A 15,774-nucleotide genomic window follows, 5' to 3' on the forward strand; every position below is an offset into this window, starting at 1 on the left:
CTCTATACGCTTCAGGACCCACGCGCCCGCAACGCGGCCTTTACTACATGGACGCCGGCAACCGTCGCCAGGATCGGCGCCACCAGGTTGAGCACAGGGATCGACAGCACGACTGCCGCCATGACCCCGCTCAGAAAGCAGCTCCATCCCCCAGCCCGGCGCAGGGCCTTCAGCTCCTCCGGCCGGACATAGCGCAGGCCGATCTGGTCGATCAGCGCCCGACTCAGACAATAGCCGTTCACGAAGTAGACGAGAACCAGATTCAGGACCGGAAACCACAAGACCGCGATGTGCAGCGGCAAGGCGATCAGGTTGATGACGATCGTCAGGCCCAGCAGGCGCAGGCTCACCACCAAGGATTCGAGAATGCCCAGCGCCCGGCCCGGTCGATCCCGCGCGTAATCGCGATCCTCGACGGCGGCTGCGATATCGTCGGCAAGGAAGCCTTCGACCGCCATCAATACACTGGGCATCAGGAGCCAGATCACGAATACGGCGCCGCCGATCTTGGCGATACTGATCGCCCACGATGGCAGCGCGGTCGCCCATTCCTCCAAAGGGCCCAGGGCCCAGTTGCCCAGCGCCAGCAGGCCGGCGAGGGCAAGGACGGTCAGTGCCAGCGAGATCCAGAACAGGCGGCGGATGCGGGGGTCGCCCAGGCTGTGCAGCGCACGGCCATAGGCGGCCAGGACGGTCGGCATGTGCGGGGAACCCTTCTATCGGCAAACGCGGACGCTATACTCCGCGCCGTTCGCCCGACAAGGGTCAGGCAGGGCCGGAGTTCCCCCGACCTGGCCCGACCATGAACGCCGTCGGGCGCGAATCGGTCGGGCCACCTTTGGCCACACGCGAGAGAGCAGGAGAGCACGGGCATGCAGCAGCCACGGATCGATGTCCTGGGGATCGGCAACGCGATTGTCGACGTCCTGGCTGCGGTGGACGAGGATTTCCTGGCCCGCACCGGCCTGGTCAAGGGCAGCATGACCCTGATCACCGCGGAACAGGCCGAAGCGCTCTACGCCGCCATGCCGCCGGGCCGCGAATGCTCCGGTGGTTCAGCCGCCAACACGATCGCGGGGGTCGCCTCGCTGGGCGGCCGCGCCGCCTATGTGGGCAAGGTGCGCAACGACCAGTTGGGCGCCGTGTTCAGCCACGACCTGAAGGCCCTGGGCGTCGGCTTCTCGACCCCCACGGCCGAAGGCGGGCCGCCCACCGCGCGCTGCCTGGTCCTGGTGACGCCGGATGGTCAGCGCACCATGGCGACCTATCTCGGCGCGTGCGTGGCGCTGGGGCCTGAGGACATCGACGCCGAGACGGTGGCCGCCGCGTCGATCACTTATCTCGAAGGCTATTTGTGGGATCCGCCGCTGGCCAAGGATGCCTTCCGCAAGGCGATGGCGATCGCGCACCAGGCCGGGCGGCTGGTCGGCCTCAGCCTCTCGGATTCGTTCTGCGTCGACCGCTACCGGGACGAGTTCCTGGCTCTGGTGCGCGACGATGTCGACATCCTGTTCGCGAACGAGAGCGAGTTGTGCAGCCTGTTCCAGGTGGACAATTTTGACGCCGCCCTGCAGCGGGCCCGCGGCGTCTGCCGCGTCGCCGCCCTGACCCGCAGCGAGAAGGGTTCCGTCGTCCTGGCCGGGGACGAGGTGCACGTGATCGACGCCGAGAGGATCGACCGCGTCGTCGACGCCACGGGGGCAGGCGATCTCTACGCGGCGGGCTTCCTCTATGGCCTGACCCAGCGCTGCGACCTGGCTACCTGCGGGCGCCTGGGGGCCATGGCGGCGGCGGAGGTCATCGGTCATCTGGGCGCCCGGCCGGAGGTTTCACTGGCGAGCCTGCGCGCCAGCCGCGTCGGCGTGGCCTGAGCCCGTCTGGCCGCCGGTCCGGCCGGCGCGGACGATGATCGGCCTGGGCTTCCGCCCGCCGCTGGAGCGGATCCGATTGTTCAGCGGCCTGGTGCTGTTCGGCTATCTGCTGACGCACCTGCTGAACCACGCGGCGGGCCTCGCCTCGCTGGACGCGATGGAGGCGGGCCTGCGCCTGTTCCAGCGCCTGTGGCAGAACCTGCCCGCCACGGTCCTGCTCTATGGTGCGCTGGCGACGCACCTGACGCTGGTCCTCTATTCGCTGTACCGGCGGCGCACGCTGCGCATGTCGGCGGGGGAGGTGGCGCAGATCGTCCTGGGCCTCAGCGTGCCGCCGCTGATGGTCCTGCATGTCCTGGCGACCCGCTATATCGACGCGGCCTTCGGCTCCGAACCCACCTATGCCTATGTCGTGAAGTCGATCGCGCACGACAGTTCGTGGCAGGGCTGGGCCCAGTCGGCGGGCCTGGTCGTCGCCTGGACCCATGGCTGCATCGGCCTCTATTACTGGCTGCGGCTGAAGCCATGGTGGCCGGCGGTGCAGGAATGGGCCCTGGCCGGTGCCGTTCTGCTGCCGGTCGCTGCGCTGTCGGGCTTCCTGGTCGCAGTGCGGGAAGTCGCCTATCTGCAGGCCGATCCCGCCTGGGTCGCGGCCCTCTATCGCGGCCTGCGCCCACCCGACGCGGAGCAGGCGGCGCAGGTCTATGCCCTGCGCGACAGCCTGCAGATCCTGCTGGCCGCGGCGGTGGCGGGCGTCGCCGTGGCGCGCGGCCTGCGCCGTCTGGTCGAGCGGCACCGGGGCCTGGTCGCGATCAGCTACCCGTCCGGCCGCATCGTGCGGGTGACGCCCGGCACCACGGTCCTGGAGGCCAGCCGCCTGGCCGGCATTCCCCATGCCTCGGTCTGTGGCGGCCGCGGCCGCTGCTCTACCTGTCGCGTCCGGGTGCGCACGGATCCCGGCGCCCTGGCCCCGCCCGAGGGGGAGGAACGGGCCGTGCTGGAGCGCATCCAGGCAGAGGAGCACGTCCGTCTGGCCTGCCAGATCGCGCCGCGGGCGGATGTGGCCGTGATGCCGCTGCTGCCGGCCGGGGCAGAGCCGGACACCGCCCGCCGCGCCCGCCACTGGCAGGAGGGGATGGAGCAGGAAATCGTGGTCCTGTTCGCCGATATCCGGGGTTTTACCCGCTTCTCGGAAGAGCGTCTGCCGTTCGACGTGGTCTTTGTCCTGAACCAGTATTTCCGCACCGTGGGCGAGGCGATCGAAGGGGCGGGCGGCTTCGTCGACAAGTTCATCGGCGATGGCGTCATGGCCCTGTTCGGCCTCAATTCGACGCTGGAGGAGGGCGCCCGTGCCGCCCTGGAGGCCGCTCGGGCCATGTCCGAAGGGCTGGTCGAGCTGAACCGCGCCCTGGCCAATGATCTGGAGGCGCCGCTGCGCATCGGCATCGGCATCCATTCGGGCCCGGTCATCGTCGGCACGATGGGCTATGCCCGGACGATGGGACTGACGGCGATCGGCGATACGGTGAACACGGCCAGCCGCCTGGAATCGGCGTCGAAGGATTTCACGGCAGAGCTTGTGGTTTCGCGCCGGGTGGCGCGGCGTGCAGGGGTCGACCTGTCCGCCTTCCAAGCGGCCAAGATCCAGATCCGCGGGCGCAGCGAGCCGCTGGCCCTGTTCGCCCTGCCCAGGGCAACCGACCTGCCACCTGTCGGGCAGCATGCGCCGCAGGTCCCCGCATCAGCCTGACGCGGTCAGCGGAAGAGCAGGAGTCCCGGTCGCAGCGTCCGGTGAATCCCCCGGCCGCGATGGCTCAGCGGCTGGCGCGGGCGGCCTTCTGGCTGGGAACGGGTTCGGCCGTGTCACGCAGGACATAGCCGCGGCCCCACACCGTCTCGATATAGTTCTCGCCGCGGGTGGCCTGGGTCAGCTTCTTGCGCAGCTTGCAGATGAAGACGTCGATGATCTTCAGCTCGGGCTCGTCCATGCCGCCATAGAGATGGTTGAGGAACATCTCCTTGGTCAGCGTCGTGCCCTTGCGCAGGGAGAGCAGCTCGATCATCCCGTATTCCTTGCCGGTCAGGTGGACACGCTGGCCGTCCACCTCCACCGTCTTGGCGTCCAGATTGACCGTCATCTTGCCGGTGTGGATGACCGACTGCGAATGCCCCTTGGAGCGGCGGACGATCGCGTGGATGCGCGCCACCAACTCCTCCCGGTGGAAGGGTTTGGTCAGGTAGTCGTCGGCGCCGAAGCCCAGACCCTTCACCTTGTTGTCGGGGCCGTCCATGCCCGACAGGATCAGGATCGGCGTCTGAACCTTGGCGTTCCTGAGCTTCCGCAGGACGTCATACCCGCTCATGTCGGGCAGATTCAGGTCCAGGATGATGATGTCGTAGTCGTACAGCTTGCCAAGATCGAGGCCTTCCTCGCCCAGGTCCGTGGCATAGACATTGATGCCCTCGTTCGCGAGCATCAGTTCGATGCTCTTGGACATGCTCGTATCGTCTTCGATCAGCAAGGCCCGCATGGTCATCCTCGCGGGGGCGATTGGTTAAGCCCCAATGTAGGTCGTTAGTCTTTCATTCGCAATAACGCGCCATCCCTTTACCAAGGGTTAAGCAGTGCGGCCCAATCGTTCGGATGTGGAAAAGAGTTGGTGAATCCGGTGGCCGAGGCAGCGCTGAAAACGATCCTGGGCGAGGTTGAGCGGGTCCAGACCACCGCGCGCTATGGCCGCGTGTCCGCCGTGCAGGGCCTGCTGATCGAGATCGCGGGCGCCCGCACCAGCCTGACAATCGGCTCGCGCCTGGAATTGCAGGGCCGCTCCAGCACCGTCTCGGCCGAGATCGTCGGCTTCCGGAATGGCCGTGCCCTGGCCATGCCCTTCGGCCCGCTGGAGGGCATCGGCATGGGCTGCAAGGCGGTCATCATGGATGCCGAGCCGGTCGTGCGGCCCGATCCCACCTGGCTTGGCCGCGTGGTCGACGCCTTTGGCCGGCCGGTCGACGGCAAGGGGCCGCTGGCGCCTGGCAAGATCGGCTACAAGCTGAAGGCAAGTCCCCCGCCCGCCCATACCCGCAAGCGCGTGGGCGGCAAGATCGACCTGGGCGTGCGCGCGCTGAACACCTTCCTGTCGTGCTGCCGCGGGCAGCGCATGGGCATCTTTGCCGGCTCCGGCGTCGGCAAGTCGGTGCTGCTGTCGATGCTGGCGCGCTATACCTCGTCGGACGTGATCGTGATCGGCCTGATCGGCGAGCGCGGGCGCGAGGTGCAGGAGTTCCTGGAGGACGACCTGGGGGCAGAGGGCCTGGCCCGCTCCGTCGTCGTGGTCGCCACCTCGGACGAGCCGGCCCTGATGCGGCGGCAGGCGGCCTATCTCACCCTGTCGGTGGCGGAGTATTTCCGCGACCAGGGCCTGGACGTGCTGTGCCTGATGGACAGCGTCACGCGCTTTGCCATGGCCCAGCGCGAGATCGGCCTGTCGGGCGGCGAGCCGCCGACGACCAAGGGCTATACGCCCACCGTCTTTGCCGAACTGCCCAAGCTGCTGGAGCGCGCAGGACCGGGCCCGGACCAGGGCACGATCACCGGCCTGTTCACCGTCCTGGTCGATGGCGACGACCATAACGAGCCGGTGGCGGATGCCGTGCGCGGCATCCTGGACGGCCATATCGTGCTGGAACGCGGGATTGCGGAGCGCGGACGCTACCCTGCGGTCAACATCCTGCGCTCGGTCTCGCGCACCATGCCGGGCTGCAACACGGACGACGAGAACCGCCTGGTGACGCGGGCGCGGCGCCTGCTCTCGACCTATGAGGACATGGCCGAGATGATCCGCCTGGGCGCCTATCGCGCCGGCTCGGACCAGGCCGTGGACGAGGCGATCCGCTATCAGCCGCAGCTCAATCGCTTCCTGAGCCAGGGCAAGCGCGAGCAGAGCACGCTGGCCCAGGGCTATGCCGAACTTGCCGCGATCCTGGATTCCTAGGCCCGTGTCGTGAAGGGCCTCGCCACCCTGATCCGCCTGCACCAGCGCAAGCTCGACGAGCAGCGCCGCAAGCTGGGCGAACTTGACCGCATGCGCGACGAGATGGCGGCCAAGGCCGACGCGCTGGAGGCCGAGGTGCTGCAGGAGCAGGCCCTGGCCCGCAGCCAGCCGGACCTGATGGCGGTCTATCCTGCCTATTCCCGCCAGGCGATTGCCCGGCGCGAGACGCTGGCCCGGTCGCTGGACGAACTGGATGCCCGGATCGCGGTCGCGCGGGACGAGGTGGCGGACGCGTTCCAGGAGTTCAAGCGCTATGAACTCGCCGCCGAGCACCAGGCGCGGCGCCAGCGGGAACTGGCCGCGAAGCGTGCCCAGGCGGAACTGGACGAGATCGGCCTGCAGCGCTTCCGCCGGGCCGAGGACGAACCCGAGCCGACCTGAGCCGAGCCCGCCTCAGCCGACCGAGGCGGACAGGGTGCGGCTGATATGGGCGAAGGGCAGGCCCGATTCGGCGGCCCAGGTATCGAATGCCGCCTGGATCGCGCGCATCGCAGACTTGGACGAGGGCGGCCCGTCGATCACGCCCTCGCGCACCAGGGCGGACACGACGTCCGGCGACAGCATGAAGCCGTCGCGGCCCATGCGGCGCAAGGCAAGCATGCCCGTATTGCCGCCCAGCCGGTCGCCGCGCCGCTTCAGCAGGTCCAGCAGGCCGATGAAGTCGCCCTGCGGCCACTCGGCAAAGGCCTGTGCCGCCGTGCCGTACTCCGTCGCCAGGGCCGCCAGCAGGGCGGCATTGCGCCCGACCGAGCGCAGCTTGGCACCATTGCGGATCAGGCCCCGGTCGGCCAGCAGCCGGTCCAGGTCATCGTCGTCCATGTGCTGCCAGCGGCGCGGGTCAAAGCCCTCGAACGCCGCTTCGAAGGCGGGCCACTTGGCGTCGACCACGGACCACGAGAAGCCCGCCTGGAAGACGCAGCGCGTGAACTCCGCCAGCCAGCGGTCGTCGGGGATGCGGGCGAGGTCGGCCGGCGTACGCAGCACAGGCATCAGGGCGTCCAGGGCGCCCTGCCCACCCTTCAGTGCCGCGGCCTCCTCCCGGATCGCAGCAAACGGCCGCAGCAGCATTGTCAATCAACTTCCCGAGGCTGCACCGTCGATCCGACGCCAGCCTTCCGTCTCAGGTCCCGGAGTCGAGCCAACGGGCCATGACCACCCGGGGCGTTTCCTCATAGCCCAGAGTCTCATAGAAGCCCATGACCTGTGTATTGGTCGGTCGAACCATCAACTGCACCTTGGGGACGCCACGCGCTCGCAGCCAATCCTCCGCCGCTCGCACCAGCGCCCGGCCGATACCGCGTCCCCGCAAGCCGGGATCGGCGGCAAGATAGTAGAGCCAGCCCCGGTGGCCGTCATGGCCGACCATGACACTGCCGCAGATCGCGCGACTGCCACTTACGGCAACCAGGACGACGGAACTGGCGCCACTCCTGGCAAAGTGAAAGTCCACGCTCGGATCGTTATAGGACGCCACCAGATCCGACGACCGCCACCGGGCAACGACATCCGCCTCGTCCGCAGCCGTGGCGGGCCGGATGGTCAGTTCGCCAGCGCCAGCCATTCGTCCTCGGTCAGGACCGTCAGGCCCAGTTCGGCGGCCTTTTTCAGCTTCGAGCCGGCGGATGAGCCGGCCACCACCAGGTCGGTCTTGCTGCTGACCGAGCTTGCGACCTTGGCGCCCAGCTGTTCGGCACGGGCCTTGGCCTCGTCCCTTGTCATCTTCTCCAGCGTGCCGGTGAAGACGATGGTCTTGCCCACGATCTGCGAATTGCCGACGACGCGCGCCGCCTCCGGCTCGACCGTGACCTGGGCCAGGAGCGCGTGGACCGCGTCCACGTTGTGCGGCTCGGCAAAGAAATCGACGACCGCCGTCGCGACCGCCGTGCCGATGCCGTCGATCGAATCGAGGTCGCGCCAGGCCTGGGACTCGGGGTCCTTGGCCTCAACCATGGCCGCGATGAAGGCGTCGCTCGTCCCGTAATTGCGGGCCAGCAGCTTGGCATTCTCCTCGCCCACATGGCGGATGCCGAGCGCGAAAAGGAAGCGGGGGAAGCTGATCGTGCGCCTGGCCTCGATCGCGTCGAACAGGTTGGCGACCGACCTGTCCTTCCAGCCCTTGCGCTTTTCCAGCGGCTCTTCGGCTGCGGCATTCTTCTGGCGCAGGGCGAAGATGTCGGCGGGGCTGCGGATCCAGCCCAGGTCCCAGAAGAACCGCACCTGCTTCTCGCCCAGGCCTTCGATGTCGAAGGCGCGGCGCGACACGAAATGGCGCAGGCGCTCGACCGCCTGCGCCTCGCAGGTCAGACCGCCGGTGCAGCGCCGCACCACGTCGCCACCCTCGTCCCGCGGGGCGGACGCGCCGCAGACCGGGCAATGGTCGGGGAAGACATATTCGGGCGCGTCGGGGTCCCGCATTTCGGGGACCATGGCGACGACCTGCGGGATCACGTCGCCAGCGCGCTGGATGATGACGCCGTCGCCGATGCGCAGGTCCTTGCGCCGGATCTCGTCCTCGTTGTGCAGCGTCGCATTGGCGACGACGACGCCACCGACGCTCACCGGTTCCAGCCGCGCCACGGGCGTCAGCGCGCCGGTGCGGCCCACCTGGATGTCGATGCCCAGCAGCCGGGTCGTGGCGCGTTCTGCCTGGAACTTGTGCGCGATCGCCCAGCGTGGCGCGCGCGCGACGAAGCCCAGGCGTGCCTGCCAGTCCAGGCGGTCGACCTTGTAGACGACGCCGTCGATCTCGTAAGGAAGGTCGGCCCGCTTGCGCTCGATGTCGGCATGGAAGGCGAGCAACTCTTCAGGGCTGCGGCACAGCCGGAACTCGGGATTGGTGGGCAGGCCCCAGGACTGGAACAGGGCCAGCACCTCGCTGTGACGGGCAGCCTCCAGCCCCTCGGCCTCGCCCCAGGCATAGGCGAAGAAGCGCAGCGGCCGGGTGCGTGTGACCTCTGGATCCAGCTGGCGGAGCGAGCCGGCGGCCGCGTTGCGGGGATTGGCAAAGACCGGCTTTCCCGCCGCGGCTTGCGCGGCATTGAGTTCGGCGAAGTCGTGCCGGGCCATGTAGATTTCGCCCCGGATCTCGATCAGGGGCGGCACCGCGCCCTTCAGCCGCTCCGGAATGTCCTTCAGCGTCGCCAGGTTGGCGGTCACCGTCTCGCCCACGAAGCCGTCGCCGCGCGTGGCGCCCAGGACCAGGCGCCCGTCGCGATAGGTCAGATTGATCGACAGGCCGTCGATCTTGGGCTCTGCCGCGAAGACCACCGGCTCGTCGGGCCCAAGCTTCAGGAAACGGCGGATCCGCGCGTCGAACTCGACCACGTCCTCGGCCGCGAAGGCGTTGTCCAGCGACAGCATCGGCCGCAGGTGGGTCGCCTTGTCGAACGTGGCGGAGGGGGCCGCCCCCACCCGCTGACTGGGACTGTCGGCGCGCACCAGATGGGGAAAGGCTGCCTCGATCGCCAGCAGGCGACGGCGCAGGGCATCGTAGTCGGCATCCGATACGGTCGGCGCGTCGTCCTGGTAATAGCGCGCGTCATGGGCCGCGATCTCGGCGCCCAGGCGCTCCAGCTCCGCCGCGGCCTGCGCCTCGTCCAGGTCGGTTGCCGCGACCTCGGCCATCAGCCGCCCCCCCGCAGGCTGCGCGCCGCGGCCCGCGCCGCATCCGTGACTTCCGCCCCCGCCAGCATGCGCGCGATCTCCTCCTCCCGGGCGTCGTGGTCCAGCGGCACCACGCGGGTACGCGTTCCCTCCGCCGTGTCCGACTTGGCGATGTGCAGGTGGTGGTCGCCGCGCGCCGCCACCTGGGGCGAATGGGTCACGACCAGGACCTGCGCGTCACCGGCCAGGGCGCCCAGGCGGTCGCCGACCGCCGCCGCCACGGCGCCGCCCACGCCGCGGTCGACCTCGTCGAAGACCATGGTCGCGGCACTGCGCACGCCAGCCAGCGCCACCTTCAACGCCAGGATGAAGCGCGACAGCTCGCCGCCCGAGGCGATGCGGATCAGCGCGCCGAAGGGCGCCCCCGGGTTGGTGGAGATCTCGAACGCCACCCGGTCGGCGCCGGCCTCGCCCCCCTCAGCCAGGGGCGCCACCGCGGTGCGGAACCGGGCCCGGCCCAGCTTCAGGGACTCGAGCTCCGACTCCACGGCGCGGTCCAGGCGGGTCGCGGCCTGGCGCCGGCGTCCCGTCAGCTCGCCCGCCAGTTCGGCATAGCGCAGTTCCGCCTGGGACAGTGTCCGCGCCAGGTCCTTCAGCTGGTCCTCGACCCCTTCCAGCGCTGCGACCTGGGCCAGCGTCCGCGCGGTGAAGTCGGGCAGTTCGTCGGGCCGGATGTTGTGCTTGCGCGCCGCCGCCCGCAGGGCGAACAGGCGCTCCTCCACGATTTCCAGCCGGCGCGGATCGACGCGGATGGCGCCCTGTGCCGCCTCCAGCGCGGCGATCGCCTCCGCCGCCTCGGACGCGGCGCGCTCCAGGGCGGCCAGGGTTTCGTCCAGGCGCCCCTGCGCCCGCTCGGCCACGCGTTCCAGCTTGCGCAGCGCCGCGCGCAGGCGCACGTCCGGTCCGCCGCCCTGCTCCAGGGTGGTTACGACGTCGGCCACGTCCTCCGCCAGGCGCTCGGCGCCGGAGAGCAGCGTCCGCTCCGCCGCCAGTTCGTCCTCCTCCCCCGGCTGTGGCGAGAGGGCTTCAAGCTCGGCAGCGATGTGGCGCAGGTAGTCCTGGTCGGCCATTGCCTCGTCCCGGCGGCGCGTCGCCTCGGCCAGGGCCTGCCGCGCGGCCTCGCGCGAGCGCCAGGCCTGGCCGACCTCCGCCACCAGGGGGTCCAATGCGCCGAACGTGTCCAGGATGGCGCGATGGCCGGACGCGGCCAGCAGGCCGCGCTCGTCATGCTGGCCATGCACCTCGACCAGCAGGCTGCCCAGCTCGGACAGCAGGCCGGCGCTGACAGGCGAATCGCAAGCATAGGCCCGGCTCCGTCCGTCGGCACCGACCACCCGGCGCAGGACGATGGGCTCGTCCGGGCTGCCCAGGTCCTGCTCCTCCAGCAGGCGGCGCGCGGGATGGCCGGGCGGCACGTCGAACTGTGCGGCGGCGCTGCCCTGGGCAGCCCCGCTGCGGACCAGGCCCGCCTGCGCGCGGGCGCCCAGGGCCAGGCCCAGGGCGTCGAGCAGGATCGACTTGCCGGCGCCGGTCTCGCCGGTCAGCACGGTCAGGCCCGGCTCGAAATCCAGGTCCAGGCGATCGATCAGGACGATGTCCCGCACGGACAGGCGCCGCAGCACGACCTTGTTCAACCCCCAGCTTGGTCAGGCACCGCGCCCTGCGCGGCCGCCCGGGACGGTCCTTGGGACACCCGCGTCGGAATGCGGCGTCAGAATATGGCCGAGAAGGTGCGGTCGACGAAGTTCGGCTTGGCCACGGCACCGGGCGCCATGTCGCCGCCCATCATCGCGTAGCTGTCCTCGTACCAGGGGCTGCCGGGGTAGTTGGCGCCCAGCACCGCCGCCGCCGACTGCGCCTCGTCCTTGACGCCCAGGGCGAGGTAGGCCTCGACCAGGCGGTGCAGGGCCTCCGGCACCTGGCTGGTCGTCTGGTACTTGTCCACGACGACCTTGAACCGGCTGATCGCGGCCAGGTACTGCCCCTGCCGCAGGTAGTAGCGGCCGATCTCCATCTCCTTGCCGGCCAGATGGTCGCGCGTCAGGTCGATCTTCAGCCGCGCATCGCGGGCGTACTGGGTGTCGGGATAGCGGCGCACCAGTTCGTCCAGCGCATTCAGCGCCAGCTCGGTATTGCGCTGGTCGCGGCCCACGTCCGAGATCTGCTCATAATGGCTGACCGCGATCAGGTAATAGGCATAGGGCGCATCCTTGTTGCCGGGGTGCAGCTGGATGAACCGCTCCGCCGACAGGATCGCATCCTGGTACGAATTGCTCTGGTAGTAGCAATAGGCCGACATCAGCTGCGCCTTGGTCGCCCAGGCGGAATAGGGGTGCTGGCGCTCCACCTCGTCGAACAGCTTGGCCGCCTGCGTGTAGTTGCGGCGCTGCAGCGTGTCCATCGCCTCGTTGTAGAGGGATTCCACCGGCCGCTCGACATAGGCCAGGTCTTCCTTGCTGCTGTCCGACGAACAGGCGCCCAGCGCCAGGGTCGCAAGGGCTGCGACGATCAGCAGTCCTTTGCGCGCATTTCCGTTCAAGACGCCCTACTCCTCAAGAAACACGGGGTCCGGCAGCCGGGGCCGCATCGCCAGTCGCGATGCCGGCATCGACGCGGACGGATCGCGCGGGACATTAGCATGGCTGGCGCGTGCGCAAAACGACGCAAGGGCAGCAGGGCCACAGCCTTGTGCCGCATACGACATTTCTGTTCGCGGACCTATTGCTTCGTCTACGGAACGAGATAGGCTTGCCGGCCAGCGGGGGAACTGAGTCGATAGAACGGATGACGACGGAGGGGTCTGAGGCGCGCCTGTCGCGCCAGGTCGATGAGCATGTAGGCCGACGCATTCGCGAGCGTCGCACGCGCATGGGCATGACACAGGAGCAGCTGGCCGCGGCGTTGCGGCTATCCTACCAGCAGGTTCAGAAGTACGAGACGGGTGCGAACCGCGTCAGCGCGGGCCGGCTCTACGAGATTTCGCGTCTGCTCGAGGCGCCGATGAACTGGTTCTTCGAGAGCTTCGACGCGGACGAGGTGCGCGAGGCCATGCCCCATGGCGGGCGCGACCGCACCATCATCGACCTGGTCGCCAACTTCAACGCGATCCAGGATCCGCACGTCCGGTCGGTGATCGGCACGCTGATCAAGACCGTGTCGGGGAAAGAGGCCCGTCAGCGCAACGACTGAGCCCACTGCAGGTGGCGTCTGTCGCTCCGACACGCTTCCGATTGAGCGGGAACAGTTCTAGCCAACGCAGCGTTGGCGCCTGACGGGCTGTGTGCTCCGCCCCTGGTCATCGCGAAGGAAAGTCGCATGAATTGCAGTCTTGCGTCCGCTTCGCCAATCACGGGACTGGTCGGAACCGAACAGCGCCAGGCGCCTGGGCGGAAGGACGCCTGGGACAAGCCAGCCGTCGCCCGGATCGCGATGAACCTGAGCGGGGAAAGCGCCTCGGTAGAGCCGGACGCCGTTTACGCCTCCTCGTAGCGGCCTGTGTTGGGCGCGGTCCGGTACTCGACCGGGTCGGCAATCATCCCGTCCCGCGCAATCTGCCTCAGTCTGTCGCGGCGGCCGCCTCGCGCAGCAGGAAATGGCCCTGCGCTGCGGCGATGGGCCGGCGGCGATCCTCCTGCCAGGCCTCGACCCGCACGGTCGCGACGCGCCGGCCCTGGCGCGTGACCACGGCGCGGCCATAGGTTTCGACGGGACGGCCAGAGCGCAGGTACTCGATCGTGATGCAGATCGGCTTCGGCACCGCCCAGTCGCCCGTGTCGAAGCCCAGCTGCGTGATCGCCGTCGTCTCCAGGAACGCGCCGATGGCGCCGCCATGCAGGGCGGGCAGGAACGGGTTGCCGACCAGGCGCCGGCGGAACGGCAGGATGGTCGTGATCTCGTTCCCCTTCTGATCGACGACGATGTTCAGGAACCGGGCATAGGGGATTGTCTCCAGGAACGCCGCAGCCCCCTTCACCTCCGCTGGCCGCGGAATGTCGCTGTCGTCCATCTCTGGCAGGTTGGCCGGAATGGGTGCCGGCTGGTTGGGCGCCAGGATGTAGGTGGCAACGCAGGTCGCGACGGGATCGGCCTCGTCCTCCTGGTAGGCCGTGCCGCGGACAAAGGCGATGTGCTTGGTCAGCTTGAAGCAATGGGCATGCGCCATGACGCCCAGGCCCGGGCTTGCCGGACGCATGTAGTCCAGCCGCAGGTCCAGCGTCGCGATCGGCTGGCGCCGGCCCAGCGCGCTCTGCACCGCGTCGCCACCGGTATGGTCCAGCAGGGCCGTGATCGCGCCGCCATGCAGCACGCCCGTCTCCACATTGCCGACCAGCTTGGGGTCATAGGCCATGGGCCGCCACGAATGGCCGTTCTCGTTGCGCGGATCGCCCATGCCGATGGCGCTGGCGTGCATGCCCTTGCGGAACAGGAGCTCGATCTCCTTCTCCGACGGGTTGGCGGGAATTGTCTCTGCCATGTGCGTGTCCTGGGCCCCTCGACGTGCTGGCGAACCGACGCGATTTTAGGATGGGCCGCCCATGCTGTGCCATCCCTGCTCCGTTCATGCTAGACCCGCCCGCGATGCTGTTGTCAGCGAAGCAGACGAGAGAAGAGACATGACGGTCCCCTCTGACCGGACCCCGGTCATCATCGGTGTGGGCGAAGCCTCCGAAACCATCGGCTCGCCCGCCTATAAGGCGCTGTCGCCGGCCGACCTGGCCGGCCTCGCCGCCCGTACCGCGGTCGCCGACACAGGGGCGGATGCGGCCCGCGTCGCCGCGGCCATCGACACGATCGCGACGATCCCGCAGTTCGAGGCCTCGGGCCCCAACGTCGTCGCCCCGTTCGGCAAGTCCAACAACTTCCCGCGTTCGGTGGCGAAGCGGATCGGCGCCAATCCGGCCCGGGCGATCCAGGAAGTCGTGGGCGGCCAGGGCCCGCAGCACCTGCTCAGCGAACTGGCCGAACGCATCGCGGCGGGTGAGATCGACGCCGCCCTGATCGCGGGGTCCGAGGCGATCTCCACCGCCCGCGACCTCGCCACCAAGGGGGAGAACCCCGACTGGTCGGAAGAGGTCGAGGGCAGCCTGGAATTCCGCGGCTATGGCCTGGACGGCCTGCTCAGCCCGCCCATGCTGGAGCACGGCATCGGCGCGCCCGTCCTCTACTACGCGATGTTCGAGAATGCGCGCCGCGGCCGCCTGGGCCTCAGCCCGCAGGCTTATGCCAAGGAAATGGGCCGTCTCTTCGCGCCCTTCACCAGGGCCGCCTCGCAGAACCCGCACGCCATGGCGCCCAAGGTCCTCTCGGCGGACGAACTGGTGACGGTGACGGAGCGCAACCGCCTGATCGCCTGGCCCTATCCGCGCTATGTCGTCGCCCGCGACCAGGCCAACCAGGGGGCGGCCGTCATCATCGCATCCGCCGCCAAGGCGCGCGAACTGGGCGTGCCAGAGAGCAAGTGGGTCTACCTGCACGGCTATGCCGACGCGAAGGAACGCTCGGTGCTGGAACGCGCCGACCTGTCGTCCAGCCCCGCGTCGATCCTGGCGGCGAAGAAGGCGCTGGATGATGCCGGCATCGCTGCCGCGGACCTCGGCACGATCGACCTGTATTCCTGCTTCCCCATCGCGGTCTTCAACGTGGCCGACGCGCTCGGCCTCGACGCCGACGACCCGCGCGGCCTGACGGTGACGGGCGGCCTGCCCTTCTTCGGCGGGGCCGGCAACAACTACTCGATGCACGCGATCGCCGAAGTGGTGGAGCGGGTGCGGGCCAAGCCCGGCTCCTACGGCCTGGTCGCCGCCAATGGCGGCTTCCTCTCCAAGTATTCGACCGGCGTCTACTCGACCACGCCCCGCGCCTTCACCGCGAGGTCGAGCAAGGCGCTTCAGGCGGAAGTCGACGGCTGGCAAGCCCCCCAGATCGAGACCAAGCCCGAGGGCGACGCCACGATCGAGACCTACACGGTCGACTATGCGAAGAAGGTGCCCGTCGGCATCGTCATCGGCCGCCTGAAGTCCAACAATGCCCGCTTCGTCGCCATCAGCGGCGAAGGCGACGCAGAGGCGGTCAAGGCTCTCGAAGGCGACGCCCTGGGCCGGGCGATCAAGGTGAGCCCAACGGGCCCCCGCAACCGCAACATCTTCACGCTCGCCTGACTCTCTGCGCCCTGGCCGCACATCAGGTGC

14 protein-coding genes are annotated in these 15,774 nt (G+C 69.1%); 6 read left to right on the forward strand and 8 right to left on the reverse strand.

Annotated features, from left to right (window positions below; translation table 11 throughout):
• Nucleotides 1–11 precede the first annotated feature (11 nt).
• Nucleotides 12–701 carry an EI24 domain-containing protein gene (locus tag ACI6GS_RS08535; RefSeq protein WP_439817363.1) on the reverse strand — a complete coding sequence of 230 codons (690 nt, stop codon included), beginning with the start codon at nucleotides 699–701 and terminating at the stop codon, nucleotides 12–14.
• A gap of 171 nt (nucleotides 702–872) precedes the next feature.
• Here ACI6GS_RS08535 and ACI6GS_RS08540 point away from each other — a divergent pair, with 171 nt between their 5' ends.
• Both ACI6GS_RS08540 and ACI6GS_RS08545 read left to right on the forward strand, forming a co-directional pair.
• On the forward strand, nucleotides 873–1,871 hold the full coding sequence (locus tag ACI6GS_RS08540; protein WP_439817364.1) for an adenosine kinase: 999 nt from the start codon (nucleotides 873–875) through the stop codon (nucleotides 1,869–1,871).
• A gap of 34 nt (nucleotides 1,872–1,905) precedes the next feature.
• A complete protein-coding gene (locus tag ACI6GS_RS08545) occupies nucleotides 1,906–3,621 on the forward strand; it encodes an adenylate/guanylate cyclase domain-containing protein (RefSeq protein WP_439817365.1) in 1,716 nt (571 codons plus the stop codon).
• Between the two features lie 64 nt (nucleotides 3,622–3,685).
• On the opposite strand, the gene ctrA is transcribed toward ACI6GS_RS08545, so the two are convergent.
• A complete protein-coding gene (ctrA, locus tag ACI6GS_RS08550) occupies nucleotides 3,686–4,402 on the reverse strand; it encodes a response regulator transcription factor CtrA (protein WP_439817366.1) in 717 nt (238 codons plus the stop codon).
• 129 nt (nucleotides 4,403–4,531) lie between these two features.
• On the opposite strand from ctrA, the gene fliI reads away from it, so the two are divergent.
• Both fliI and ACI6GS_RS08560 read left to right on the forward strand, forming a co-directional pair.
• Nucleotides 4,532–5,863 carry a flagellar protein export ATPase FliI gene (gene fliI, locus ACI6GS_RS08555; RefSeq protein ID WP_439817367.1) on the forward strand — a complete coding sequence of 444 codons (1,332 nt, stop codon included), beginning with the start codon at nucleotides 4,532–4,534 and terminating at the stop codon, nucleotides 5,861–5,863.
• A 9-nt stretch (nucleotides 5,864–5,872) separates the two neighbouring features.
• Nucleotides 5,873–6,304 carry a flagellar export protein FliJ gene (locus ACI6GS_RS08560; RefSeq protein ID WP_439817368.1) on the forward strand — a complete coding sequence of 144 codons (432 nt, stop codon included), beginning with the start codon at nucleotides 5,873–5,875 and terminating at the stop codon, nucleotides 6,302–6,304.
• Nucleotides 6,305–6,316: 12 nt separating this feature from the next.
• Here the strand turns inward: ACI6GS_RS08560 and ACI6GS_RS08565 are convergent, their stop codons facing one another.
• The 5 genes from ACI6GS_RS08565 to ACI6GS_RS08585 form a co-directional block, all read right to left on the reverse strand.
• Nucleotides 6,317–6,991, reverse strand: a complete 675-nt coding sequence (locus ACI6GS_RS08565; RefSeq protein WP_439817369.1) for a DNA-3-methyladenine glycosylase I — start codon at nucleotides 6,989–6,991, stop codon at nucleotides 6,317–6,319.
• A 52-nt stretch (nucleotides 6,992–7,043) separates the two neighbouring features.
• Nucleotides 7,044–7,484 (reverse strand): GNAT family acetyltransferase, encoded by a 441-nt coding sequence (locus ACI6GS_RS08570; protein WP_439817370.1) that lies wholly within the window; start codon nucleotides 7,482–7,484, stop codon nucleotides 7,044–7,046.
• Nucleotides 7,463–9,547 carry an NAD-dependent DNA ligase LigA gene (gene ligA / locus ACI6GS_RS08575; RefSeq protein WP_439817371.1) on the reverse strand — a complete coding sequence of 695 codons (2,085 nt, stop codon included), beginning with the start codon at nucleotides 9,545–9,547 and terminating at the stop codon, nucleotides 7,463–7,465. The genes ACI6GS_RS08570 and ligA overlap by 22 nt, the downstream gene beginning before the upstream one ends.
• Nucleotides 9,547–11,220, reverse strand: coding sequence for a DNA repair protein RecN (gene recN / locus ACI6GS_RS08580; protein WP_439817372.1), 1,674 nt, complete (start codon nucleotides 11,218–11,220; stop codon nucleotides 9,547–9,549). The genes ligA and recN overlap by 1 nt, the downstream gene beginning before the upstream one ends.
• 77 nt (nucleotides 11,221–11,297) lie before the next feature.
• Nucleotides 11,298–12,125, reverse strand: coding sequence for an outer membrane protein assembly factor BamD (locus ACI6GS_RS08585; protein WP_439817373.1), 828 nt, complete (start codon nucleotides 12,123–12,125; stop codon nucleotides 11,298–11,300).
• A 245-nt stretch (nucleotides 12,126–12,370) separates the two neighbouring features.
• Here ACI6GS_RS08585 and ACI6GS_RS08590 point away from each other — a divergent pair, with 245 nt between their 5' ends.
• Nucleotides 12,371–12,775, forward strand: coding sequence for a helix-turn-helix domain-containing protein (locus tag ACI6GS_RS08590; RefSeq protein ID WP_439817374.1), 405 nt, complete (start codon nucleotides 12,371–12,373; stop codon nucleotides 12,773–12,775).
• Between the two features lie 367 nt (nucleotides 12,776–13,142).
• On the opposite strand, the gene ACI6GS_RS08595 is transcribed toward ACI6GS_RS08590, so the two are convergent.
• Nucleotides 13,143–14,060 carry a PaaI family thioesterase gene (locus ACI6GS_RS08595; protein WP_439817375.1) on the reverse strand — a complete coding sequence of 306 codons (918 nt, stop codon included), beginning with the start codon at nucleotides 14,058–14,060 and terminating at the stop codon, nucleotides 13,143–13,145.
• Between the two features lie 139 nt (nucleotides 14,061–14,199).
• Between ACI6GS_RS08595 and ACI6GS_RS08600 the strand changes: the two genes are divergently transcribed.
• On the forward strand, nucleotides 14,200–15,744 hold the full coding sequence (locus ACI6GS_RS08600) for an acetyl-CoA acetyltransferase (protein ID WP_439817376.1): 1,545 nt from the start codon (nucleotides 14,200–14,202) through the stop codon (nucleotides 15,742–15,744).
• Nucleotides 15,745–15,774 lie beyond the last annotated feature (30 nt).

Source organism: Zavarzinia sp. CC-PAN008 (assembly GCF_051903925.1).
Taxonomy (GTDB): Bacteria; Pseudomonadota; Alphaproteobacteria; order Zavarziniales; family Zavarziniaceae.